Consider the following 23,544-nt stretch of genomic DNA (forward strand, 5'->3'; position numbering starts at 1 on the left):
GGATTAGTCTTCACATACAAAATGCCACTGGTAGGCCTGGTATTCTCCCTCCAGCACCGGCTTGGGCACGCCCGCCTCACGCAGGGCCGTGCTGTTGTACAGCCTGCCTGTCTCCGTATCCCGGTACATGGTATTTTCCTTCAGGCCCTTCACTTTGATGTAGTCCACGGTCATGTTGGCGTGCTTCTTGATGCCCACCACCTGCACAAGGGCTTCCCTCTGGTCCTCGGACACGAACTCCCAGGCCCCCTGGTTGTCGGTCTGGGGATTGGTGAGCCGATAGTAGGTGCCTCGCTGCACGAGAGCCGCATACTTCTTGTACTCCGCGATCTGGCGCCGGATCTCGTCCTTCTCCTCCTCGCCCAACTCGTTTAGGTTCAGCTCGTAGCCGAAGGTGCCGGCCATGGCCACCATGCCCCTCGTCTTCATGGAGGTCACCCTCCTTGTCTGGTGGTTGGGCGACGCGGACACGTGGGCTCCCACAGAGGAGGCCGGATAGATGAAGGAGGTTCCATACTGGATCTCCAGCCGGTCGATGGGATCCGTGTTGTCGCTGCACCAGATCTGGGGCGTGTAGTAGAGCATGCCGGCGTCAAAGCGTCCACCGCCGCCGCTGCAGCCCTCGATCAGAATATTGGGATACCGGTTCACCAGCCTCTCCAGGAAATCATAGAGCCCCAGCACATAGTCGTGAAGTACCCGCCCCTGGCTGTCCGCTGTGGCGGAGTATATATCCGCAAGGCTCCGGTTCATATCCCACTTGATATATTCCACATTGCCCTGATCCAGGACAGCGCAGATCTGCTCATAAATGTAGTCCACCACTTCTTTTCTGGAGAAATCCAGGACAAGCTGGTATCTGGAGCGGTTAGGCCGCCGTCCCGGTATGACAAAGGCCCAGTCCGGATGCTCCCGGTACAGTTCGCTGTCCTCATTGACCATCTCCGGCTCGATCCAGATGCCGAACTTCATGCCCATGCCGTTGATCTTTGTGATCAGCTCGCCCAGACTGCAGCCCAGCTTCTTCTCGTTGACCTTCCAGTCTCCCAGTCCCCGCAGGTCGCTGTCCCTGTTGCCAAACCAGCCATCGTCCAGGACGAACATCTCGATCCCTAAGTCCGCCGCCTGCCGGGCCAGAGCAAGAAGACTCTCCCCTGTGAAGTCAAAGTAGGACGCCTCCCAGCTGTTGATGAGGATGGGCCTCACTGTCTCCTTATATTTCCCTCTGCACAGGTGTGTGCGGATGCAGCGGTGGAAATTCTGTGACAGCTTTGCCAGTCCCTCTCCCGAGTAGGTCATGATCACCTCCGGAGACTGGAGATCCTCCCCAGGATTTAAGGGGTAGGCGAACTGCTCCTCGCTGAAGCCCATGAGCAGTCTGGTCTGGGAGTACTGGTCCTTGCCCGCCTCGCTCTGGAAGCCGCCGCTGTAGACAAAGGCCATGCCGTAGCAGCTTCCCGCATCCTCAGTGGCGTCGTGCTCCGCCAGGATGACAGCCGGATTGTACTGGTGGCTGGAGGTTCCCCTGAGACTTCCGATCTTTGAAGTGCCGTGTCCCACAGGCATCCTCTGGCAGTTTCTCTCCATGGCGTGGCGCCCGTAGAAGGTGAGGAAGTCATAATCTCCTCCCACGAGATCCAGACAGGCCGGGGCCAGCTTTTTCACAGAAATATAGCCCTTGCTGGCATTCACGATCTTCACGCTCCTGGTGATCACATCGTACTCGGGCAGCACGCCGTAGAGCAGCACCGCCAGCACCCCTGTCACCGGATCCTCCAGGACCACCTCCAGCGTCTGGGCCTCACTGTCGTCCGCGTACACGGCAGGCAGGCCGGGGAGGGAATACTTGCCCTCCCGGATGGTGTGGGTCACATAGCGGAAATCACTGCAGTAGGTGCGGTCCGTATTTTTGATGATGCAGGCCGGCGTCCGGTAGTCCCCGGTGCCCAGGGAGGGGAACTCCTGGGGCAGAGAATCCATGGAGTAGGTCTTGTCCGTCCCCGCCTCGTATGGATTGCCGGAAAATCCTCTGTCGTAGTAGGTCAGCAGGTAATCCATACATCCCTCAGCGTATCTCCCATAATACAGGTGCAGCAAAAAGCCATATCTGTCAATCTGCATCTGGTAAGTCGTGTTCTTCGTATGCAGTGAAATCGTCTTCTGCTTTTCATCGTAAATAATGCTCATCTTTTTCTCTCCTGCTCTGTAAATGTTCTTTCAAACTGACGCATGTACCAAATACATAACTCAATTGAAAGAGCGGGCCTATGCGCCTCTCCGGCGCACACACCCGCTCTCTCCGGCAGATGCAGTAATATACATCTGAACGTATTTATTATTTTACAGCTCCATTTACAACGCCGTTGATGATATGCTTCTGGCAGATCACATAGAAGATCAGGATCGGGATCAGTGCCAGCAGATAGGATGCAAAGGCGAGATTGTAGTTTGTTCCGAACTGTGTCTGGAAGTTAAGCTGTGCCAGAGGCAGCGTGTTCTGCCCTGTTCCGGACATGATAACAAGGGGTGTCATAACATCGTTCCAAACAGCCAGAGCTGTAATAATAGCAACTGTCGCATGCATGGGCTTCATAATCGGGAAGATAACCTTCCAGTATGTGCGCCATGTGCTTGCGCCGTCCACTCTGGCAGCCTCCTCAAGGGCAATGGGGATGTTCACCAGGTATCCGGAGTACAGCAGTACATTCATCGGCATATAGAATACCACATACAGGATGATAACGCCAGCCCAATTTGCAAGTCCCATCTCTGCCGTCTGTTTTGCCAGAGGCATCATCAGGATAGCAAACGGAACGAACATACCGCTCACTACAAAGAGATACACAAGTTTATAGAACTTGCTGTGAGCCCTGTTGCGGCCAATGGCGTATCCCAGCAGGGAGTGGAGCACGATACACAGCACAACGGTCACCACGGTGATCAGCACACTGTTTCCCAGGGATCTCCAGAAATCTGTGACCTCCATGGCCTGGGTAAAGTTGTCCAGACTCCACTTTGACGGGAGGGACAGGATGCCGGAGATGCTGTTGGTCATCTCAGACGGCTGTTTGAAAGCGATCACGACAGCCATATAGAGCGGGAACACGATGGTGCTCAGGCCCAGGATCAGAAGGACCATGACCGGCCAGTTTGTCTTTACTTTATCTACTACTTTTTTGTTATTCATTATAACTGCTCCTCCTTCCTGCTGGAGATGCTCATCTGAGCCGCGGAGATGGCCACGATCACGATGAAGAAGATTACGGCATTAGCACTCTGGAAGCCGAACTGTCCGCCTGACATACCGTTATTGTAAATGAGGTATGAGATGGACTCTGTGCTCTGTGCAGGGCCGCCCTTTGTCATGGCCATGATCTGGTCGAACACCATGAGGAAGTTCTTCACGCACAGCACCATGTTGATGGTAAAGAACGGGATGATCAGCGGGAAGGTCAGATGTTTGAACTGCTTCCAGCCTGTAGCTCCGTCCAGGGAACCCGCCTCGTACACGTCCTCCGGCACGGTCTGAAGTCCGGAGATATAGATAATGGTGTTCATGGCAATGTTCTGCCAGCAGCAGACCACCATAATGGCGATCCAGGCAGTCTTCTCATTAGACAGCATGCTCTGGCTGAGACCTTCGCTGCCCATCATCTCTCCCAGCGCCGGAAGGATGTAGGTAAACAGGTACTGGAACACGTAGCCCACTACCAGGGCGCCAAGCACGTTTGGAAGGAAATAGGCCGCCCGGAAAAATCCTTTGGCGCGGATCTTGCTGTTCAGGCCCAGGGCCAGGATCAGACTGATCACGTTGGTCACGATAGTGGCGCAGATGGCCAGCTTGAAGGTGAACAGGTAGGAACCGCCCACCCTGGGATCCTGGAACAGGTCAATATAGTTTCTCAGACCTACCCAGTCGTAAGTTCCAAATCCCTTAAAGTTTGTAAAACTGTAGATAACGCCCCGGATCAGCGGTACGGTGTTGAAGCAGACAAACAACGCCAGAATCGGTATCGTTATCAACAGGAATGTCCGTTTTCTTTCATTTTTCATTCTATCCCCACTCCTTTCCTACTCGATGCTGCCGTGCTCTTCCTCGTACTCTTCCACTGTACGGATGATGTCGCGGTTGTAGCGCAGCCAGTCACTGTCAAACTTCTCCAGGAACGCGTCCACGTCTTTGTTGATGACAAAGGTCTGGAGCTGCGCATCCACCGCCATCTCGGACGGATAGTAGTGATCCTGGTAGTCTGTCATGTTGCCGGTCTCTATGTACTCGCTCATGCCGTCCAGCATAGGAGCCAGCTCAAAGTCTCCCTCCTTGCAGGGAACCGCGTTCTGGTCATCGATGTAGGCCTGGATGTTCTCATCCTCCAGAAGGAAGTCAAGAACCTCGTAAGCCGCCTCTTTGTTCTCACACTCTGCTGTCACGCAGAAGCCCAGGTCGATACCGGAGTTTAGCGTGTTGTCTTCTGTATTGTCGCTGGCCGGCATCACAAAGGAATCAATGTTCATCTCCGGATTCACGGAGAGGATCTGTGGAACCGCATAGCTTCCGATGGGGTACATGGCAGACTCGCCTCTGGCGAAAGCCGTACATGCATCATTGTATCCGTATGCAATGGGGTCCTCAGGCCCGTAGGAGATGAGTTCGAGATACTTCTCTGCCGCCTCCTTGTAGCCCTCTGTAAAGTTTGCCTCTCCTCTGTTGACCTGCTTGCACAGATCTGCCGGAGCCAGGTCAACGGCGATGCCGTTCCAGGGCGCCAGACAAGTCCATGTGTCGCGGAAGCCAAAGTAGAAGGGAAGAATGCCCTCCGCCTGGATCTCCTCACAAAGACTCATCAGCTCTCCCCAGTTTGTGGGGATCTCCCAGCCGTGCTCCTCAAACATATCCCTGTTGTAAAGGATACCGGCTGCGTTTGCCACATAAGGTACAATGAAGGTGCCGTCTGTGGGGACGAACTCCAGCCCTTCCGCAATGTCGATGTAAGAGTCCTTGATATTCTCCATCCCCTCATAGTCAGACACATCAGCCAGGATCTCCGCATCCACGTAGTAGGAGTAGTTGATGTCACCGCCGATACCGATGATATCCGGGTAATCCTCCCTGATAAATCTTGTCCTCAGTATCGTAGACGCATCGTTGGGCGAGTCAATGGTCAGATGGATGTCATCGTGAGTGGCATTGAACTGTTCTTCCACCTGGTCAAAGTAGGTGGCTGCTTCCGGCTTGTACTGAAGGATCTCGATCTCGGTCTTTCCGCTTGATTCGCTTTTTCCCGAGCAACCCGACAGCATCAGCCCGCCGGTCATGACAATGACCAGCGCCGCACTGAGGTACCTTGCACTTTTTCCTCTCATTTTCATATCTCCTTTCTTTTTTTGGCCTTGCTTTTTACGGTAGCTATATTTTAACATATCATTATGCGTCTATAAATATCGCTGTTTTTTTTGTTTTATGCCACAATACTTGTTTTCAATCTATATGTTGATGTCATCTAGCATTTTGATATATAATATTTAAAACACGGGAGGTACTGTCATGAGCAATATTCTGTATTCTATTTTTCCGAGTGAAAATTTCATTGATCTGGGCCTGTACCAGTACGGCTGGGAGCAGTGCGACCCGGCTCACTCCTTCGGTCCCGCCGCCAGGAACCACTACCTGTTTCATTACGTGATCTCCGGGACCGGGACGCTGACAGCCCACAACTCCAAAAAGGAGTCTATCACCTACAACATCAAGAGCGGCCAGGGCTTTATGATCTTCCCCCACCAGATCTGCACCTACATAGCGGACAATGAGCTGCCCTGGGAATACACCTGGCTGGAGTTCGACGGCCTGAAGGCCAAGGAGCTGATCGAGGCCTCCGGCTTCTCCGTCAACTCTCCCGTATACCGGCCCAGGCACAAGGATCTGGCCCGGCAGATGATGGAGGAGATGGTCTACATCGCCAACCACTCCCAGGAGTCCCCCTTCCACCTGATCGGGCACCTGTATCTGTTCCTGGACTACCTGAACAAGTCCAACTCCTCCCCCCTCCAGAGCCAGGGAAACCGGATGCGGGACTTCTACATCCGGGAGGCCATGGCATTTATTGAGCAGAACTTCCAGAACGACATCTCTGTGGAGGACATCGCCGCCTTCTGCAACCTAAACCGGAGCTACTTCGGAAAGATCTTCCACGACACAGTGGGGAAATCTCCCCAGGAGTTCCTCATCTCCTACCGCATGTCCAAGGCCGGGGAGCTGCTGAAGATGACCTCCCTGTCCATCGCGGACGTGGGGAACGCGGTAGGCTATCCAAACCAGCTCCATTTCTCCAGAGCCTTTAAGAATGTGTACGGGGTCTCCCCCAGAGCCTGGCGGTACGAGCAGCAGGGAAATCCGGAAAAGGACGTGTAATTGTCTTTGTATAAGCAGACAATAAGTTGATTATAATAAAAGTATACGGTATAATAATGACAAAATCAACAAAGGACGTGGAGTGCCAAAGGAAAATATCATAGAGATTAATTTTGAGTCCCGGCATTTTAAAAAGCTGGAGGATGCAGATCACTTCTATCAGTACGTCACGGAACGGGCAGAGCATCTCTTTTTTGACGAAATCCAGCATGTGAAAGAGTGGCACTCGGTAATCCCTTCCTTCCGGATTGATTTTGACTGCGATATCGATGACAATTATCCGAAATATGTGATCAGCAGCGACATCGTAGATCTGAGCAGGAATGGCATTGTCCATTATAATATCATTGACTTTCTGCTGGATGAGAAGGATATATAAGTCAGCAAAAGGAGCCGCCGTGAGGGCGGCTCCGAGTCGTTTCGTCAGGTATTCACTTTGCTTAATGATAAGATTCGTGTGCTTAATTGACTGAACTTTCTAATGGTAGTATAGTACAATCGAAAATAGACAAAAGTATCCAGCAAGAGGGGATGCATCATGGAAGAGCATGAGAAGCTATTGAAAATAAAAAACTTAAAGAAAAAATATCAGATTAATAAAGAAGAATCTCTGCAAGTGCTCAAAGGATTGAGTTTTTCTATTGCACATGGAGAAATGGCAGCTGTTATGGGAGCTTCCGGCTGCGGAAAAACAACGCTGATCAATCTGATATGTGGAGTTGATAAGGCTGATGAGGGGAGTATTATGATCGACCATACAGAGATTACAGGAATGAAGAAATCCCAAATGGCAATCTTCAGAAGAAATAATATAGGTATGGTCTTTCAGGATTTTAACCTTTTAGAGAGCTTAAATGTAAAAGATAATATTTTATTGCCGCTTATTTTGGAAAATAATACAGAAAACAGCGAAGAAAGATTTGAAAAAATAATGAATGTTCTGTCTATCAGCGATCTGGCAGATAAGAGCGTAACCGATATTTCCGGTGGTCAGAAGCAACGGGTAGCCATAGCAAGGGCATTGATCAATACCCCACGGATTATTCTGGCTGATGAACCAACGGGGAATCTGGATGCAAGATCAACAAAAGATGTGATGGAATACCTGGTCCATATAAATGAACAATTTAAAATTACACTTGTAATGGTAACCCATGATTCCTATGCGGCATCCTACTGTAATAAGGTGATCTTGCTTAAAGATGGTATCATATTTTCCGAATTGCAGAAAGGGAAAAAAAGTAGAGAGGTTTTTCTTGAAGAAATTTATGATTTTTTAAAACAGATTGGTGGTGAATGATCTGATGGAAAAAGCTCGTATTTTCTTAAAGATGGTTTGGTTTAATCGTAAGAATTATCTGTTATATTTACTGTGTAATAGTTTCACCATAGCTTTTCTGCAGGCGTTTTTATCAATCGGACAGAATCAGTCCTTCATGTTCAGCAATAAAATTGATCCAATGATCTCTAGCAATGTATTTGCACCAACGGTTCTAACTATACTGTTTATGATACTTTTTATTCCATATACTTATGAGGCTTTTTTTAAGAGCAGGAAACAGGAATATGCTGTTTTAATGACACTCGGAATGACAGAATATGAAATAATCGGAACCATGATGGCAGAGTGCCTGGTGATCGGTGTACTCAGCTTTGTCTGTGCCAGTGTACTGGGTACCCTCCTGTCTGTTTTTTTCTTCTTTTTCCTTCGTAATGTGATAGGATTGTCCGCTATGGGATGGGAATTTCATATAGACACCTATACGACTTCAGGGAAAATGTATGCTGTAGTGATTGCGATTATTCTGCTTTTGAATATTATCAAACTTATACATGCACAGTTGTTGGATCTCTTTAAGGCACGGTACAAGGAAGAAAGGAAAAGCAAGGGAAACACGGCGTTTTTAATCATTGGTTTGGCGGTTATTTTATCGGCTGCTGCAATTATGATATATAATTATGATTTGGGAAGTACAAATGTGTGGTTTTTAAGTGTTGGAATCGCATTCATCGGTTTAAGCATTGTATTCAGAAATTTTGACTGTACTTTTTATAAAAACAGAAATAACAAGTGGAAAATAAGCCTGTCACTTGTTCTCCAGTATATAAAATCATGGAGACTGATAAGTTTTATTTCTGCTTTTCTATTTATTGTTGTTATATTCTTTTCAGCACATTGCGCAGTGACCTTTCCGAGCTTTGCAGATACTGCGCTCGCATACTCACCTTATGACCTTTTCTATGTGCGTTCTACACAGGTCAATAATATGGCAAAGAGTGAAATGACTCAGATTTTGGATAAGTATGGGGTAAACGTTACTGAAGAAAAAACATTGGATTTCTTGAGAAATGAAAGCTTTAACATTCTGCCGTCTAATGAGGTCAATGACAAATTCGGCTGTGAGTTCAAGGTGGCCCCAGGGCAGTTCATCCAATTGTTCCAATATGATGAAAACGATGGATATGAACATGATCTGCAGCCAGTAAAAAAGATATCCGTAAAATGCAGAGATGGTAGCGAGCTTCATCTGGAATTAGACGGTCAAGAAAATAAAATACTGCTGAACTCCTGTCGCAGTCTGGCAGATAAGACTCTTATTGTAAATGAACAGGACTATATGAAGATTAAGGAAAATTCCAGTGAATACATGTGTGAAACCGCAGTTATGTATCAGTTTGGGGATTGGCAAACATCAGGGACAGCAATTAGAGAATTGCAGGAAAGTATGAGTAAACAAAATAGTTTATCTGAAGAAGATCAGTATGTATACACATTATCATCAAAAATTGAAAGCTATGAAACTGCCAAGCAGTCTTCAGAAGTCCTGGCTTTCTTACTCTTTTTTGTGGATGCAATGTTTTTTGCTACGGCCAATATCAGTATATTTTATAAAGTGAAATCAGAATTAAATGACGAAAAACATATAGCTTTAAATTTATATCGGGTAGGCATTACAGACAAAGAATTTTGGAACATATTGACAAAGAAGAATGGCTGCTATTATTTAATCCCGGTATTATCTGCCATTTTAATAGGGGTATTTTATAGTTATAGCGTGAATTCTGTCTATGAGTATGGTAAAGCAGGGTTGATATGTGGCCTGATTGTTTCCTGTATTTTGCTTCTTGTACAGGTCTTGATAATCTGGAAAGTAACGAAATACGAATTTAACCCCGGAATATAAAAAGGAGCCGTCACAGTGCCAGTATTCTATGTTGCCCGGTTCCCCACGCATAGCTGTCCGCCGCATAGTTTTTTCCACAGATCTTTATTTCCCAGCGCCGACAGGTCATTTGGATAGGCATATGCTGTTTCAAACGCAAGTGTCAGCACAGCAAACAGCAAAAGGCGCATCCTGCCCGTGATTAAATCCGCACGGGCAAAATACGCCTGTTCTTCCTCTGCTTGGCAAGTGCAAATCCCGTTTTTATTCCTCCGCCTTCAGGATGAACAGCCTGGAGTCGAAATCCCGCGGAGCATTCTCCCGGTCTGTCACCTCCCCAGCGGTTCCGTCCGTGGTGATCAGGCCAATGTTCATCAGCTCGTCTCCGTAGAAGCTGCCAAAGGGCTGCTCTGTCTCTTTTCTCACCTGGATCTCATACCTGGCCTCCGGGTCCAGCCCCCTGAGGGGCAGCCTTGTGTAGGCCAGGTTGGCCCCGGAGAGGGTTCTGTACCAGCCCGCGATGGCCTCCTTCTTATCCTTGCTGACCGCCATCCAGGCAGTCACATTTCCCTCAAAGGGGCTCTGCAGGCGGTAGAAGGTACCGAACTGCAGGAGATGCCTGTACTCCTTCATGAACCGGATCTGGTCCTTCACCGCCTCCTGCTCCTCTGCTGTCAGGGTGTTCAAATCCAGCTCGTAGCCAAAGGTTCCAAAGCATGCCACATTGGCTCTCGTGTGCAGGGGAGCAGTCCTGCCTGTCTGGTGGTTGGGAGAGGTGGACACGTGGCTTCCCATGCTGCTGACAGGGTAGCAGTAGGAGGTGCCGTACTGGATCTTCAGCCGCTCCACCGCGTCCGTGTCGTCGCTTGTCCAGGCCTGGGGCGCGTAGTACAGCATGCCCGGGTCAAAGCGGGCGCCGCCGCTGGCACAGGACTCAAAGAGCACATAGGGGAACTTCCGCGTCAGCCTGTCGTACAGGTCATACACGCCCAGGATATACCTGTGGAACACCTCTCCCTGCCTGTCTGCGGGGAGGGCGGGACTGTAGCATTCTGTGATGCTCCGGTTCATATCCCACTTGATATAGGAAATCTTCGCCTCTGACAGGATCTTTTCCATCATGCCGTAAATGCAGTCCACCACTTCTTTCCTGGAGAAATCCAGCACATACTGATATCTGCCGTGGGTGGAGGGGCGTCCCGGCACATGGAGGATCCAGTCCGGATGGGCCCGGTAGAGGTCCGAATCCTTATTCACCATCTCCGGCTCAAACCAGAGACCGAATTTCATGCCCATGTCATCAATCTTCTGTGCCAGACCAGCAATGCCCCCGGGCAGCCTGTCCCGATTGGCCACCCAGTCGCCCAGGCCGGCCCGATCGCTGCACCGCTTTCCGAACCAGCCGTCGTCCAGAACGAACATCTCCACTCCGCACTCTCTGGCCTTTCCTGCGATCTCCAGTATCTTTCCCTCTGTGAAGTCAAAATAGGTTGCCTCCCAGTTGTTGATGAGGATGGGGCGCTCCCTGTCTCTCCAGTACCCCCTGGCCAGCCTCTTCTGGTAGAGTCTGTGGAAGGTCTGGCTCAGATCGTTGAGCCCCCGGTCTGTGTACACCATAACCGCCTCCGGAGTCTGGAAGGCCTCCTTCGGCTCCAGCTTCCAGTCAAAGCCGTCCGGATGGATGCCCATGAGAACTCTCGTCGTGTCGTGGGAGCCGACCTCCGCCTGAGCCAGGAAATTCCCGCTGTACACAAGGCTGAATCCAATGGCTTCACCCTGGAATTCATCCGCCTGATGGCGCTTTAATATAATGAAAGGGTTGTGCTCATGGGAGGAGTGTCCTCTTCTGCTTCCCACGGACAGAATGCCCTCCTCCAGGCGGCGCACTCTCGGATACCGCTCCCTGGCCCAGGCCCCCGAGAACTGCATCCAGTCATAGTCGTGATCCGGCAGGTCCAGGCACAGGCTCATGGCTGTCGTCAGGTGAAGAGGCTGCTCTCCCCTGTTGACAAATCTGGCGCTGCGCGCAATAATGCCCCCCTGCGCAAAGATGGTATAGGACAGCTCCAGCGTCATCCCTGTGACGGCGTCCTCCATGGTCACGGTCAGCGTCCGGGCCTCGCTGTCATCCTCTGTGTAGGTGGCCGGAAGTCCCTCAAGAGATGGTTTTCCGTCTGAAATGCGGTGGCTCTTATAAACAAAGGCGCTGATCCTGCTGCCGTTCTCCTGCAGGATCTCCACCGCCGGGGAGCGGTAGTCCCCTGTGCCGTAGGAAGGGTACTCCTGCTTGATATGCTCCAGGGAGTAGGCCTTGCTGTCCTCAAAGGTGCAGGACGCCATGGGCCGGGGCAGATTTTCCAGAAGATAGGAAAAATCGTCTCTGTCATGCACTCTCTTTCCGAAGTAAAGCTGTCCCAGCTGTCCGCACCGGAGCACCTTCATGATATAGCTGACCTGGTCATTGTACAGGTGAAATGTCCTGCTCTCTTCTCTCCATATGATGTTCATTCTGACTGCCTCCTGTTTTTTTGCAATACATTTCCAAAATGCATGTTTCTCGTTTCGATCTATGCATCTATTATATACAGAAGGCCTCTGTCAGAACAGGACAATAAGTTACAAAAAACAGTCAAAATGTTAGATTTTCATTCTCCTTAAAGAGGCCCCCTGTTTTCCTCTCTCGTCTTCCTCTGCTGCTCCGCGTTCCGCTTCCTGTAGGCCGATGGCGTCATTCCCAGTCTGGCCTTGAAGATCTTGGAAAAGCCCAGGGTATCCTGATAGCCGCAGGACAGGGCCACGCTCTCTATGGAAAGCTCGGTGATCTCCAGAAGCTGGGCTGCCCTCGTAATGCGGAAGCTGGTCAGGTACTCTTTGGGAGACATGCCGAGCTGGTCCCGGAAGAGGGTGTAGAGATAGCTCCTGTTGATGCCCACATAGGCGGCGATCTCCCCCACCTGCACCGGGTAGGAATAGTGGTGCTGGATATACTCCACCGCCTTGCGGATGTAGAGATTGTCGTCCTTCCCGCCCCGGTCCGCCTCGATCTCCATATTCCGGGCCAGGATGGAGAAGAACTGGTAGAGAAGCCCCTCCAGCAGGTACTCATTTGCCACCGTGTAATTCTTGTTCTCCAGCATGGCCAGGACGATCCTCTCCAGCTCCTCCCCGCAGGCACACTGGTAGATGAGCTGCCCGCTGTTCAGCCCCAGATCCCGCAGGTACTCTCCCGCCTTCTCCCCCGCAAATCCGATCCACAGGTAGGTCCAGGGATCCTCCTTATCCGCCTCGTAGAAGGTCTGCACCTCCGGCTCAATGAGAAAGCCCTGTCCCGCGTGGAGGCGGTGTTCTTCCTTTCCGGCCGAGAACCGGCCCTTCCCCTTCAAAATATAGTGCAGGATATAGTTGGGCCTGACTGCCGGGCCAAAGCTGTGGAGGGGCAGGCACCTGGCATAGCCGCAGAAGCACAGGTACAGGTCCGAAAATTTTCTGTTTTTCATCTGGAGTACATATGAATAGTCTTCCATAAAAAAAATCCTCCTGTGATATTTATACCACAGGAGGAGGGATTTATCATCTGTTTTCACTCTCCGCCCTTTCCTTGCAGGACAAGCTCGTAAAGCCTGAACTCCATGGGAACGCCTATATCCGCATAGGTGATCCTGACCGTATCCACATACTCAAACCCGAAAGATTGATAGACTTTTACAGGTATGTCATTTCCCACGATGCAATCCAGGCGTATGGCCTTCTGTTCCCATCTCCTGGCAGTCTCAATCGCGTGCTTTACAAGCTGTTTAGAAAAACCCCTTCCGCCGTAGTCCGGCAGGACGCGCAGAGCGTGAAGGATGACCACTTCATTTTCCGCGGCATTTATATGCCAACGGACAGTGTGGTAGGCCTCGTCGCAGTCATGGTCCATGATATAGGCCGCCACGATCCTCTCATCCTCTATACCGATAAACTGGGAGCCGTCTTCCACAGCCCGCTCTACCATGTCCCGGGAAGGAAAGCCCCCCTTATTCCCATCGGGCAGAAAATCCTTTTCTCCCAGCACTTCGCACATTGTGCTGTAAAAGGACATAATTTCCGCCAAATCTTCCATCGAAGCCTGCTCAATCTTCATTTTTGCACCACCTTCTATCCGGATTGTCCTGAAAAAAGTGTACCACAGGAGCAAAAAATTTTCCAGCTGACGCGTCGCTTTCTTTTCTGTGTCCATGGTATAATGATTGTGCAAAAGCGCAATCTGAAGCGAGAAAGGAGAAAAGAGATGAAGCTCCTTAAGAACCGCTGGTTCATCCTCGCCGTGGCCTCCATCGTGAATTTCGTCCACGGGAACCCCTATATATGGACTGTCTTTCAGCCCTGCGTGAAGGAGGAGTACGGCCTCACCACAGCGGCCTCCAGCCAGCCCTTCACCATCATCATCGGCATCTTTGCCGCCGGCAACATGCTGGGCGGATATCTGCAGCACCGGATCGGCGCCAGAAATACTATCTTCTGGGGCAGCTTTGTCATGTGCGCCGGCTTCTTCCTGGCCGCCATGGCTCCCCTCCACATGCCCTGGCTCATCGACCTGGGCTACGGAGCCCTGGGCGGCCTTGGCTCCGGGTGCGCCTTCAGCATGCTGACAGCCGTGCCCCAGGCCTGGTTCCCCGAGAGACGGGGCATGGTCTCCGGCCTCACCATCGGCATGGTGGGCATCTCCGGCATCCTCATGAACCCGCTGTGCGACTGGCTCCTGTCCTCCTTCGGTTACCGCACCGCCATGCTCTGCGTCACCGCCATCTACGCTGTGCTGAGCCTGGGCGGTCTCCTGGTGACAGAGCCGCCAAAGCAGAGGGCGCCCCACATCCGGGAGCAGTCCCGGAGGCAATACACCCCCGGCCAGATGATGCGCACAAGGACCTTCTACGTCATCAGCCTGACCATGGCTCTGGCAGTTCCGGCCTACGTGCTGGTGAACCCGGTGATGAAGTCCCTGGGTATGGAGCGGGGCCTCACCTCCGGCCAGGCTCTGGCAGCGGTCATGGCCGCCTCCGTGGCCAACATCATCGGACGCTTCGCCCTGCCCTGGCTCTCAGACCGGACCGGCCGCCGGAAGGTGCTCTTTGCCCTCTATCTTCTGTCCGCCATATCCGTCCTCGGACTCACACGGGCATCCGGTCTCCTCTTTTCCCTCCTTGCCTCCGCCGTCTGCCTGGTGTACGGCGGCGTGGTGAGCCTCTTTCCAGTCGTGGTGTCGGACCACTTCGGCACCCGCCACCAGGGAACAAACTACGGGGCGGTCATGATCGGCTATGGCCTTGCCTCCATCCTGTGCCCCTTCCTCCTGAACCTTGCGGGCCAGGAGCTGTCACTCGTCATCGCGGGAGCGGCCAGCGCGGCCGGCCTTCTCCTGCTGCGGTTCTTCTAGTGTCCGGATGTGGCCTTCAGACCCATGATCCCCACCAGGAGCAGAAGGACAAAGAAACACCTGGCGGGGGTGACGGACTCCTTGAAAAGAATGACTCCCGCCGCCACTGCCCCCAGGGCGCCGATGCCTGTCCAGATGGCGTAGGACGTGCCCAGGGGCAGCGTCTTGGTGGCCTGCGAAAGGAAGAGAAAGCTGATCACCATTCCCACAATGGTCAGCACTGTAAATTTCAGCACAGTGAACCCTTCCGAGAACTTCAGGCAGGTGGACCAGAACACCTCCATCAGACCTGCGATCACAAGATAAACCCATGCCATAATCAAATACCTCCTATGTAATCTTTTTCTTTGCTGCCGCCAGACACAGAAAAAAACGCCCTATCTATTCCAACTAAGGCCTACTGGAATAAATAAGACGTTACCCGGCGGTAAATCTCCGTAAATTCTGTTTCTATGTCCGCTCCGTTCCCTCCAGAGGGAACTTTTTTCAGCCATTCAAAATTACCATACACGGGCCGGAAAGTCAAGGCTGCCTCCTAAAAAATGCGCCAGGAGGGGAAGGGAAGCTCCACGATCCGGGTGCACACCTGCTCCAGCAGGCTGTCGTCGTGGCTCACCACCAGAAGTCCCAGGGAGCGCCTCTTCGACTCCTCCAGGAGAAACTGCCAGATCTGGGCCTGGGTCACCAGATCCAGCATGGCGGAAATCTCATCGCAAAGGAGAAATCTCACTCCCGGGTGGAGGGCCCTTGCCAGGCAGAACCTCTGCAGCTCCCCGCCGGACAGCTCTGACGGGAAACGGTCCATCCACCCCTCCTGGATATGCAGCTCCTCCTTCAGCCTCTCCTCCACGTCGCCAGCCTCCGAAAGGGTGGTCCCCAGCCTCAGCAGCGGATCCACCACTGTCTCCGGATGCTGCCAGACCATCTGCACCGGGCAGGCTCCCCTGTAGGAGCCCAGGGGCTTTCCATCCAGCAGGATCTCCCCTCTCACCGGCTTTTCATACCCTGCCAGGAGCCTGCACAGGGTGGTCTTTCCCCGGCCGCTGGGTGCCTTGAGTCCCACCCGTTCCCCGCTGTCCAGGGACAGGCTGAACTGGTCCAGCACCGGCGCCTTCTTTTTCCCTCTGTAATAAAATGTCACATTTCTTGCTTCCAGCGTCATACTGTTTCCTCCTTTTCCGGATACAGGCAGCGCACCAGCCCGCCTCTGACCTGCCGTACAGGAATGTGGTCCGCCTCGCCGCACTCTTTCTGGCAGGCCTTACACTGTCCGGCAAAGGGGCAGCCGGCTGAGACTGTGCCCGGGTAGGGCTGGCTTCCCCGGATGGGCGCAAAGCCGTGGGAGGGCATGGCCCGAAAGAGGGCTCTTGTAAATGGATGCCGGAGTCTTCCCTCCTCCTGAAAATCTTCTGCCGCCGCCTCCTCGATGGTCTCCCCGGCGTAGAAGACCACTACCCGGTCCGCGATGGTGAGGGCCAGCTCCAGGTCGTGGGTGATAAAGAGCATCCCCGCGCCGCCCTCTGTCATCTCCCGGAAATGTCCCAGGATGCGGCCGGCCGCCCGGGCGTCCAGTCCCGGTGTGGGCTCGTCCGCGATAATGAGCTTTGGCTCATCCATGACAGCGGAGGCGATCAGCACTCTCCTTGCCATGCCCCCGGACAGCTCAAAGGGATAGAGGTCCGCCGTCTCAGGGCCAAGGCCGTACCGCTCCAGCACCTGCCGGCAGCGCTCCTTTGTCTCCTGATCTTTCCTCCCCCTGGTAAGCTGGGATCCCACCTTCATGAGGGGATCCAGGTAGGTGACGCCCTGGGGAATGAGGGCCAGGCCGTTTCCCCGCAGCTTTTCCGCCCGCTCCTTTGTCAGGGGCTCTCCGCCGTAGAGGATTTCTCCCTCCATATGGCTGTTGTAGGGAAGGATGCCCAGGATGCCGTGGGCCAGAAGGCTTTTCCCCGACCCGCTGGCGCCCACCACGGCCACCACCTCGCCTGCGCCTACGGTCAGGTTCAGATCCCGGATCACAGGCAGGCTTCTTCTTTTGGTTCCCCGCTCGTACTGGGTGAACCAGATGGACACATGGCGCACCTCCAGTATTGACTTTTCCATCCTTTCGCCTCCTTCCTTTTATTCATGAACGCTGGCAGGATCCAGCAGATACCGCACTCTCTCCCCCAGCAGGGCAAAGAGGACCACCACCAGCACAAGAGAGAGCCCCGGGAACAGAGCCAGCCACCATCTCCCGGTGGTCAGGTACTGCATGCTCTCCGACAGGATCACGCCGATGGCGGGCTGCTCCGAGGAGAGGCCAAAGCCCAGAAAGGTAACGCTGGCCTCGTGAAGGATGGCGTGGGGGAAGAGGAGGATCAGCCCTGTGAGGAACTGGGGAAACAGGTGGGGCAGCATGTGCCGGCAGGCCACCTTAAGCTTTGACACTCCCAGCTTCTCCGCCACCAGGATGTAGGGCGCTCCCTTCAGCTGCAGCACCTCCCCCCGGATCACCCTGGCCAGGGAGGGCCAGTGGCTCAGGGACACGCCTGCCACGACGCCGACAAAGCCCCGGCCGCAGGCGATGGAGATGAGCATCACAAGCAGGATGTGGGGGATTCCCATGACAAGGTCTATGCACCAGGAGATGACGCTGTCCGCCCTTCTCCCCAGGGTGGCAGCCGCCGTCCCCAGCGCCAGCGCCGCGGCCGCGCTCACCGCCGCCGTCAGAAGGCCGATCCGGATACTTAAGGAGAGCCCTGCGATGGTCCTTGTAAACATATCCCTCCCCATCCAGTCTGTCCCAAACCAGAACGCCCCTCCCGGCGCCAGGTTGGTCCGGGAGAAATCGGTCACAGCCGCCTCCTCTTCCAGGAAGATCCCCGCCGCCGTGATCCCCGCCAGTATGAGAACGGCTAGGACGAGAAAGAGGAGGGTGCTTGTTCTTCGGTTCCAGTGTCTTTCCATCATTTTGCCGCCCTCCTTCTTATCTTCGGGTCCACCGCGCCGTAGAGAAGGTCTGCCGCCAGATTGCCGCCAAACACGATGGCCGATGTGATGAGGGTAATCCCCATCAAGAGAGGCAGGTCGCTGCCAAGCCCCGCCGTCACGGCTGCCTGCCCCAGTCCCGGGTAGGAGAACACCTGCTCCACCAGGACGGAGCCGCCTATGATCTCGCTGACAGACCCAAACTGGAGGGTGATGGCGGGCAGGGATACCCCCCGCAGCCCGTGCCGCCAGACGATGGAGCTCATGGACTCCCCCCTGGCCCTGGCAAAGAGGACATAGTCTGACTCCAGCACATCCACCATTTTCTCCCTCGTGTGCAGGGCAATATTCGACACCCCTGTGATGCTCAGGGTGACAGCCGGCAGGATGGCGTGCTGCAGCCTGTCCCCGGCCGTCACCAGGCTGCTCTCCATGCCGATGGGCACAGAGAGCCCCGCCGGCAGCCAGCCAAGCCACACAGAAAATACCAGAAGGAGAAGGATAGCCAGCCAGAAGGCCGGCGTGCTGGAGATAAGCAGGCACCAGCCCCGGATCAGCTTGTCCGGCCTGCGCCCTCTCCACACCCCCGCCGCTACGCCCAGCAGCAGCCCCAGCACACCCGATATTATCCAGGCGGACAGAAGGAGAAGAAGGGAGCTGGACAGCCGCTGCCAGATGACAGCGGCCACCGGCTGCCGGTAGAGAAGGGAGGTACCCATATCTCCGCAAAGCAGGCCTTTCAGCCACTCCGCATACCTCTCCAGGGGAGGCGTGTCCATGCCCCAGTAGGCCTCCAGGCGCTCCACCTGCTCCTGGCTCATGGTGCCGAGGGCCGCCTGCCCCACATTGGTCTGCAGAGGATCCAGGGGGGAGGCGTTCATCAGAAGAAATGTGACGATGCTGACTCCCAGGAGCAAAAGCCCCATCCGCAGTAATTTTTTCGCCGTAAACTGTAGGCGGTGTCTCAAAATGATCAGTCCTTTCGTATACCCTTTACTCAGCGGCTGTGTCCGTGGACCAGGTCCACTGGTCTACGTTGTTGACCAGAGACCAGCCGTGTCCGTGGGGATGGATTTTCTGCTCCGCCACAGTAAGCCCATCTCTCACCCAGTAGAGATGGTCGATGTTGACCAGCCACACCCAGGGAATGTCCCCCTCCTGGGTCACTCCCGTAGTGCCGTCCCACTGGGCCTTCTGCCACAGCTCATAGGAGGTCTCCAGATCGCTGCTGGCAAGGGCCTGATCCATGTAGCTGTCCACGGCAGCGTTACCGTAGGGGGAGTACTGTGCGGAGCCTGTGCCCTCTATGGTGTGGTAAATGTTGTAGAGCTCCATGGGCGTGTGGGCGCCCCAGCCCCACAGGAGAGGCTGGGAAAGGGCCCTGTCGTAGGCTGTGTCCCAGCCCACCCCCTCGGTGGTGCAGGAAATGCCCAGCTCCTCCATCTGATTTGCAAAATCTGCTGTCAGGGCCTGCCGCACTGTGTCCCCGGTGGAATACAAAAGATGAAGCTCAGCCTTCTGCCCGTCCTTCACCCGGACGCCGTCATCCCCCATGCCCCAGCCCGCCTGGTCCAGGAGATCCGCCGCTCCCTGGGGGTCATACTCCACCTGGGAGGCCTCATTGTACCAGGGAAGCTGGTCGCAGACACTGTAGGCGGGACTTCCGTAGCCGTTCAGCACGTTGTCGATCATCTCCTGCCGGTCCACCCCCATATTGATGGCCCGGCGCACAAGGACATCTGACGTGAAATCATTTCCCACGGTCCGCCCCTCCTCGTCCGTTGTCTCCTCCACGGCAGGAAGGTTAAAGCCTCTGTTGTCCACGCTGGCGTAGGAGGCCAGGCTGTAGCCGCCGATCTCCTGGTCAGAGTAGGTGGCGGAGGTGTAGGCCACGTCCACCTCCCCGGCCTGGGCGGCCAGAAAGGCCGCGTCCTCCTCCATAAAGAGGATCGTGACCTGCTTCATCCTGGGCGCCTCACCGTAGTAGTTTGGGTTGGCCTCCAGGATCACCTGCTGCCCCCTGTCCCACTGCTTCAGCATATATCGGCCGGATCCGATGGGATTGGCCCCGTAGGTCTGGCTGTCGTAGGCGTGCTCCGGCACAATCCCCACAATGGCCATGGTGTAGGGCCAGATGGAGAAGGACCGGCTCATGTGGAAGAGGACTGTGGTGCCGTCCACTGCCTCCGCATAGTCCAGCATGGTAAAATCATTGACGGAGCTTGCCTCCTTCACTGTATTGTAGGTAAACGCCACATCCTCCGCTGTCAGGGGCTCACCGTCCGTAAAGGACACGTCGTCCCGGATCTTCACGGTCCAGGTCAGCCCGTCCTCGCTGACGGAATACTCTGTGGCCAGGTCATACCCGATGGTCAGGTCTGTGTTGGTCACGGTGAGGGTGCTCTGGATCAGCGGCTCGTGGACATGCTCTCCGGCTCCCCAGCCATAGGCCGGGTCAAATCCCGCCTCCGGCTCAGAGGTGGGGCCCATGGCGATGACCACGGAGTCCGTATCCCTTCCGGAGCTGCCCTCCTGCCCGGAGTCTGCCCCGCCGCCGGCGCATCCGGCCAGCAGTCCCGCCGCCAGCGCCAGGGCGAGAAAACTGGAAATCAGTCGCTTTTTCATCTATCTGTCACTCCCTTTTTCTGCTGTTTTATTTATCATCGAGCCGGCGCAGCGTCTCCCGGTACACGGTCTCATAGGGAACTCCGTTTCGCTCGGCCAGCTCCGCCACATCCTCGTACTCAGGCTTCCTGTGAAAGATCCCGTGTCCCTCCGCCGTCTTTACCCGCACCTGGCCCCATGGGGTCTGGACAGTCTTCATCCCCGGCCTGAGGAAGTATTTTGTGCACCTGCGGGCGCGCAGCCCGTTGGTGGTCGTCTCCTCCAGGACATGCCGGGCCATCTTCTCCTCATCCCGGGGATCGCAGAGCACGGTCAGCACATGGCCGGGCCGCCCCTTTTTCATGGTCCCGGGGATGGTGTAGGCGTCCAGCGCCCCCTCCTGGATCAGCCGTGCGCAGGCAAATCCCAGCGCCTCCGGTGTCATGTCGTCAATATTGCAGACAAGCTCTGTGATGGCGCCGTCGCCGCCATTCTTTCCCTCTTCTCTGCTCTCTCCTCCGTCGCCCTGCTCCGGCATGGTCCGGACACGGCCTGTCTCCTCCAGGGACTCCCCCAGGAAGGCGCGGACGCAGTTTGCCTGTTCAAAGGTCTTCGTGCCAATGCCAATTCCAGTGCGGCTTCCCTGCATGAGAGGCATGGGGCCGAACTCCTCGGCAAAGTACTTCAGCAGGGCCGCACCGGTGGGAGTACAGAGCTCTCCCTTCACAGCGCCACCGTAGACGGGAACATCCTCCAGGATGTTGGCCGTGGCCGGCGCAGGCACAGGCATCACGCCGTGGGCGCAGCGGACTGTGCCGCTCCCCACATGGACAGGGGATACGATGATCTTCTCCGCTCCCAGAAGATACATAGCGTAGCACACCCCCGTCACGTCTGCCACCGCATCCAGGGCTCCCACCTCGTGAAAGTGGACATCCCCCTCCGGGCAGCCGTGGGCCTTCGCCTCCGCCTGGGCAATGATGCGGTACACAGCCTTCGCGTTCTCCTTCACCTGCTCCGGAAGGTCCAGCCCGCTGATCAGCTCCCCGATATGCCCCGGGGTGGCGTGATGGTGATGGTGGCCGTGGGCATGGTCGTGATGGTGGTCGTGGGCATGGCCATGCTCGTGGACGCCTGGCCCCTCCGGCTCTGTCTCCTCCTCCCCGTACACGGTCACCGCCATGTGTGTTCCGGCAATACCGCAGGTGGAGCCCTTCTGCGCCTCCAGGTGCACGCCGGGGAGCTCCAGACTGTTCATCCTGTCCAGAAACCTCTGCTTGTCATCCAGAAGCTCGTAGAGAGCAGCCATGAGCATATCCCCGGCTGCACCCATGTTACATTCAATATAAAGTGTCTTCATTTTTTGTCCTCCTTTATGCTTTCCATCTGGTTGATCATGCTGGCCAGATAGCCGGCCCCAAATCCATTGTCAATATTCACCACACTGCACCCGGAGGCACAGGAATTCAGCATAGACAGAAGAGCCGACAGCCCTCCGAAGCTGGCTCCGTACCCCACGCTGGTGGGCACGGCGATGACCGGGCAGTCCACCAGACCGCCCACCACCGAGGCCAGGGCTCCCTCCATGCCGGCCACCGCCACCACGCAGCGGGCGCTCATGAGCACATCCAGGTTGGAGAGGAGCCGGTGAAGTCCCGCCACGCCCACATCATAGAGCCGGGTCACCTTGTTTCCCATGGCCTCCGCCGTGAGGGCCGCCTCCTCGGCCACCGCCATGTCGCTGGTCCCCCCTGTGGCCACCACGATGTTTCCTCTCCCGGGCCGCTCCTCCGGAAAGGCGATGGCCAGCCTGGGAATGGGGTGATAGTCCACCGGAACCACCGCCGACAGCTCGTCTGCCGCCTCCTGTCCGATCCTTGTGACGAGGATGTTGCGGCAGCCTCTCTCTCCCATAGTCTTCACAATGCCGATGATCTGCTCCGGCGTCTTCCCTGCCCCGTAGATCACCTCTGCCGCTCCCTGCCGGACGCTGCGGTGGAAATCGATCTTTGCGTAGTCCAGATCCTCAAAGGGCTCCTCCTTCAGCGACAGAAGGGCTTCCTCCGGGGAAGTCTGCCCACGGGCCACGCTCCGAAGCAGCTCAAGTATATCCTGCTTATTGTCCATTTTTGTCTACCTCCTCTACACAGACGGGCTCCGCTCCTCCAGGTCAAGAAGAACCTCCTGGAAAAGCGGCTTTAATGCCTGCACGATCTCGCTTCTCTTGTCCACTGCCAGGGCCATCTGCTCCCCGGTCACCTGGAGCCGGGCTTTCTCGCCGGAGAGCCTCACCCGGAAATCCCGGAAGCCCAACGCCATGAGAGCCGTCTCCGCCTGTTCTGCCCTCTGGAGGTCCTCCCGGGTAATCTCTGTCCCCGTGGGAATTCTGGTGGCCAGGCAGGCGTAGGCCGGCTTTTCCCAGGTGAAAAGTCCTGCCTCCCTGGAAAGGCTGCGCACCATGTCCTTTGTGATGCCGCACTCCCGCAGAGGCGAGCGCACCCTGAGCTCCCGCAGGGCCTGCATACCTGGCCGATCCCCGGCGTCGTCGGAGGCGTTGGTGCCGTCCAGCAGAACAGTGTACCCGTCCTTTGCCGCCTGTTCCCGCAGTCTCGTAAAAAGAGCCCTCTTACAGTAGTAGCACCGCCTGGGGCCGTTCTGCGCCGCCTCTGGCACGCCCAGGATATCCATGTCGATTACCTGCATGGGTATGCCCAGCTCTCCGGCCAGCCTTCTGGCATCCTCCAGCTCAAACCGGGGCTGGAAGGCAGTATGTATATAGTAGGCCTGTATCTGGCAGCCCTGTTTTTTTGCCGCCCACAGAAGGAAGGCCGAGTCCGTCCCTCCCGAGAAGGCCACGGCCGCCCTGGGCACTTCCCTGAAAAATGTCTCTAATGTCATATCATCTCTCCTCGTATAATAAGCCTGTACCCCAGATATACAGGGGTGGGATTATTCACTTTTAATGGTATAGAGGAGTCATC

21 protein-coding genes are annotated in these 23,544 nt (G+C 55.0%); 5 read left to right on the top strand and 16 right to left on the bottom strand.

Translation table 11 applies throughout. The features are described 5' to 3' along the window. Window positions 1-3: 3 nt before the first annotated feature. From H7U36_RS09065 to H7U36_RS09080, 4 genes are all read right to left on the bottom strand, one after another. Complete coding sequence (locus H7U36_RS09065; RefSeq protein WP_033126424.1) at window positions 4-2,187, bottom strand: alpha-galactosidase; 2,184 nt, start codon at window positions 2,185-2,187, stop codon at window positions 4-6. A 148-nt stretch (window positions 2,188-2,335) separates the two neighbouring features. Continuing rightward, the gene (locus H7U36_RS09070; protein ID WP_033126425.1) at window positions 2,336-3,187 is read right to left on the bottom strand and encodes a carbohydrate ABC transporter permease; all 852 of its coding nucleotides are present in this window, start codon (window positions 3,185-3,187) and stop codon (window positions 2,336-2,338) included. Next, window positions 3,187-4,053 (bottom strand): carbohydrate ABC transporter permease, encoded by an 867-nt coding sequence (locus H7U36_RS09075; RefSeq protein WP_033126426.1) that lies wholly within the window; start codon window positions 4,051-4,053, stop codon window positions 3,187-3,189. The genes H7U36_RS09070 and H7U36_RS09075 overlap by 1 nt, the downstream gene beginning before the upstream one ends. A gap of 18 nt (window positions 4,054-4,071) precedes the next feature. Continuing rightward, window positions 4,072-5,364 carry an ABC transporter substrate-binding protein gene (locus H7U36_RS09080; RefSeq protein WP_138303131.1) on the bottom strand — a complete coding sequence of 431 codons (1,293 nt, stop codon included), beginning with the start codon at window positions 5,362-5,364 and terminating at the stop codon, window positions 4,072-4,074. A 181-nt stretch (window positions 5,365-5,545) separates the two neighbouring features. On the opposite strand from H7U36_RS09080, the gene H7U36_RS09085 reads away from it, so the two are divergent. From H7U36_RS09085 to H7U36_RS09100, 4 genes are all read left to right on the top strand, one after another. Next, window positions 5,546-6,409 carry an AraC family transcriptional regulator gene (locus tag H7U36_RS09085; RefSeq protein WP_033126428.1) on the top strand — a complete coding sequence of 288 codons (864 nt, stop codon included), beginning with the start codon at window positions 5,546-5,548 and terminating at the stop codon, window positions 6,407-6,409. An 82-nt stretch (window positions 6,410-6,491) separates the two neighbouring features. Then, a complete protein-coding gene (locus H7U36_RS15220) occupies window positions 6,492-6,788 on the top strand; it encodes an AAA family ATPase (RefSeq protein WP_243127170.1) in 297 nt (98 codons plus the stop codon). Between the two features lie 159 nt (window positions 6,789-6,947). Further along, entirely contained in the window at window positions 6,948-7,709 is a 762-nt protein-coding gene (locus tag H7U36_RS09095; RefSeq protein WP_033126430.1) for an ABC transporter ATP-binding protein, read from the top strand. After that, window positions 7,702-9,594, top strand: a complete 1,893-nt coding sequence (locus H7U36_RS09100; protein WP_205156047.1) for an FtsX-like permease family protein — start codon at window positions 7,702-7,704, stop codon at window positions 9,592-9,594. Before H7U36_RS09095 ends, H7U36_RS09100 begins: the two co-directional genes overlap by 8 nt. A gap of 243 nt (window positions 9,595-9,837) precedes the next feature. Here the strand turns inward: H7U36_RS09100 and H7U36_RS09105 are convergent, their stop codons facing one another. The 3 genes from H7U36_RS09105 to H7U36_RS09115 form a co-directional block, all read right to left on the bottom strand. Beyond that, window positions 9,838-12,081: an alpha-galactosidase gene (locus H7U36_RS09105; protein ID WP_191428422.1), complete on the bottom strand. Its 2,244-nt coding sequence runs from the start codon at window positions 12,079-12,081 to the stop codon at window positions 9,838-9,840. Window positions 12,082-12,227: 146 nt separating this feature from the next. After that, the gene (locus H7U36_RS09110; protein ID WP_205156048.1) at window positions 12,228-13,097 is read right to left on the bottom strand and encodes an AraC family transcriptional regulator; all 870 of its coding nucleotides are present in this window, start codon (window positions 13,095-13,097) and stop codon (window positions 12,228-12,230) included. Between the two features lie 56 nt (window positions 13,098-13,153). Beyond that, entirely contained in the window at window positions 13,154-13,696 is a 543-nt protein-coding gene (locus H7U36_RS09115; RefSeq protein ID WP_033126434.1) for a GNAT family N-acetyltransferase, read from the bottom strand. 147 nt (window positions 13,697-13,843) lie between these two features. Here H7U36_RS09115 and H7U36_RS09120 point away from each other — a divergent pair, with 147 nt between their 5' ends. Next, window positions 13,844-14,989, top strand: coding sequence for an MFS transporter (locus H7U36_RS09120; protein ID WP_033126435.1), 1,146 nt, complete (start codon window positions 13,844-13,846; stop codon window positions 14,987-14,989). Here the strand turns inward: H7U36_RS09120 and H7U36_RS09125 are convergent. The 9 genes from H7U36_RS09125 to larE all read right to left on the bottom strand — a co-directional run bounded on the left by H7U36_RS09125 (window position 14,986) and on the right by larE (window position 23,461). Next, window positions 14,986-15,306 carry a DMT family transporter gene (locus H7U36_RS09125; protein ID WP_033126436.1) on the bottom strand — a complete coding sequence of 107 codons (321 nt, stop codon included), beginning with the start codon at window positions 15,304-15,306 and terminating at the stop codon, window positions 14,986-14,988. The genes H7U36_RS09120 and H7U36_RS09125 overlap by 4 nt on opposite strands. Window positions 15,307-15,524: 218 nt before the next feature. Further along, the gene (locus H7U36_RS09130) at window positions 15,525-16,151 is read right to left on the bottom strand and encodes an ABC transporter ATP-binding protein (RefSeq protein WP_191493337.1); all 627 of its coding nucleotides are present in this window, start codon (window positions 16,149-16,151) and stop codon (window positions 15,525-15,527) included. Next, window positions 16,148-17,092 carry an oligopeptide/dipeptide ABC transporter ATP-binding protein gene (locus H7U36_RS09135; RefSeq protein ID WP_033126438.1) on the bottom strand — a complete coding sequence of 315 codons (945 nt, stop codon included), beginning with the start codon at window positions 17,090-17,092 and terminating at the stop codon, window positions 16,148-16,150. The genes H7U36_RS09130 and H7U36_RS09135 overlap by 4 nt, the downstream gene beginning before the upstream one ends. 18 nt (window positions 17,093-17,110) lie before the next feature. After that, the gene (locus H7U36_RS09140) at window positions 17,111-17,938 is read right to left on the bottom strand and encodes an ABC transporter permease (RefSeq protein WP_191428431.1); all 828 of its coding nucleotides are present in this window, start codon (window positions 17,936-17,938) and stop codon (window positions 17,111-17,113) included. After that, window positions 17,938-18,927, bottom strand: a complete 990-nt coding sequence (locus H7U36_RS09145; RefSeq protein ID WP_243426737.1) for an ABC transporter permease — start codon at window positions 18,925-18,927, stop codon at window positions 17,938-17,940. Before H7U36_RS09145 ends, H7U36_RS09140 begins: the two co-directional genes overlap by 1 nt. A gap of 25 nt (window positions 18,928-18,952) precedes the next feature. Further along, the gene (locus H7U36_RS09150; protein WP_191428427.1) at window positions 18,953-20,584 is read right to left on the bottom strand and encodes an ABC transporter substrate-binding protein; all 1,632 of its coding nucleotides are present in this window, start codon (window positions 20,582-20,584) and stop codon (window positions 18,953-18,955) included. 28 nt (window positions 20,585-20,612) lie between these two features. Then, window positions 20,613-21,923 carry a nickel pincer cofactor biosynthesis protein LarC gene (larC, locus tag H7U36_RS09155; RefSeq protein ID WP_205148729.1) on the bottom strand — a complete coding sequence of 437 codons (1,311 nt, stop codon included), beginning with the start codon at window positions 21,921-21,923 and terminating at the stop codon, window positions 20,613-20,615. Continuing rightward, window positions 21,920-22,690 (bottom strand): nickel pincer cofactor biosynthesis protein LarB, encoded by a 771-nt coding sequence (gene larB, locus H7U36_RS09160; protein WP_033126442.1) that lies wholly within the window; start codon window positions 22,688-22,690, stop codon window positions 21,920-21,922. Before larB ends, larC begins: the two co-directional genes overlap by 4 nt. A gap of 15 nt (window positions 22,691-22,705) precedes the next feature. After that, the gene (larE, locus tag H7U36_RS09165) at window positions 22,706-23,461 is read right to left on the bottom strand and encodes an ATP-dependent sacrificial sulfur transferase LarE (RefSeq protein WP_033126443.1); all 756 of its coding nucleotides are present in this window, start codon (window positions 23,459-23,461) and stop codon (window positions 22,706-22,708) included. Between the last annotated feature and the right edge of the window lie 83 nt (window positions 23,462-23,544).

The organism is Faecalicatena fissicatena, assembly GCF_016900595.1.
GTDB classification, from domain to species: Bacteria; Bacillota; Clostridia; order Lachnospirales; family Lachnospiraceae; genus Claveliimonas; species Claveliimonas intestinigallinarum.

Coding starts and splice junctions, on each gene's coding strand:
- H7U36_RS09140 (WP_191428431.1), bottom strand. CDS start 17,938: ATGGAAAGACACTGGAACCGAAGAACAAGCACCCTCCTCTTTCTCGTC.
- H7U36_RS09110 (WP_205156048.1), bottom strand. CDS start 13,097: ATGGAAGACTATTCATATGTACTCCAGATGAAAAACAGAAAATTTTCG.
- H7U36_RS09065 (WP_033126424.1), bottom strand. CDS start 2,187: ATGAGCATTATTTACGATGAAAAGCAGAAGACGATTTCACTGCATACG.
- H7U36_RS09080 (WP_138303131.1), bottom strand. CDS start 5,364: ATGAGAGGAAAAAGTGCAAGGTACCTCAGTGCGGCGCTGGTCATTGTC.
- H7U36_RS09105 (WP_191428422.1), bottom strand. CDS start 12,081: ATGAACATCATATGGAGAGAAGAGAGCAGGACATTTCACCTGTACAAT.
- larB (WP_033126442.1), bottom strand. CDS start 22,690: ATGGACAATAAGCAGGATATACTTGAGCTGCTTCGGAGCGTGGCCCGT.
- H7U36_RS09115 (WP_033126434.1), bottom strand. CDS start 13,696: ATGAAGATTGAGCAGGCTTCGATGGAAGATTTGGCGGAAATTATGTCC.
- larC (WP_205148729.1), bottom strand. CDS start 21,923: ATGAAGACACTTTATATTGAATGTAACATGGGTGCAGCCGGGGATATG.
- H7U36_RS09125 (WP_033126436.1), bottom strand. CDS start 15,306: ATGGCATGGGTTTATCTTGTGATCGCAGGTCTGATGGAGGTGTTCTGG.
- H7U36_RS09075 (WP_033126426.1), bottom strand. CDS start 4,053: ATGAAAAATGAAAGAAAACGGACATTCCTGTTGATAACGATACCGATT.
- H7U36_RS09130 (WP_191493337.1), bottom strand. CDS start 16,151: ATGACGCTGGAAGCAAGAAATGTGACATTTTATTACAGAGGGAAAAAG.
- H7U36_RS09120 (WP_033126435.1), top strand. CDS start 13,844: ATGAAGCTCCTTAAGAACCGCTGGTTCATCCTCGCCGTGGCCTCCATC.
- H7U36_RS09095 (WP_033126430.1), top strand. CDS start 6,948: ATGGAAGAGCATGAGAAGCTATTGAAAATAAAAAACTTAAAGAAAAAA.
- H7U36_RS09150 (WP_191428427.1), bottom strand. CDS start 20,584: ATGAAAAAGCGACTGATTTCCAGTTTTCTCGCCCTGGCGCTGGCGGCG.
- H7U36_RS09085 (WP_033126428.1), top strand. CDS start 5,546: ATGAGCAATATTCTGTATTCTATTTTTCCGAGTGAAAATTTCATTGAT.
- H7U36_RS09070 (WP_033126425.1), bottom strand. CDS start 3,187: ATGAATAACAAAAAAGTAGTAGATAAAGTAAAGACAAACTGGCCGGTC.
- H7U36_RS09135 (WP_033126438.1), bottom strand. CDS start 17,092: ATGGAAAAGTCAATACTGGAGGTGCGCCATGTGTCCATCTGGTTCACC.
- larE (WP_033126443.1), bottom strand. CDS start 23,461: ATGACATTAGAGACATTTTTCAGGGAAGTGCCCAGGGCGGCCGTGGCC.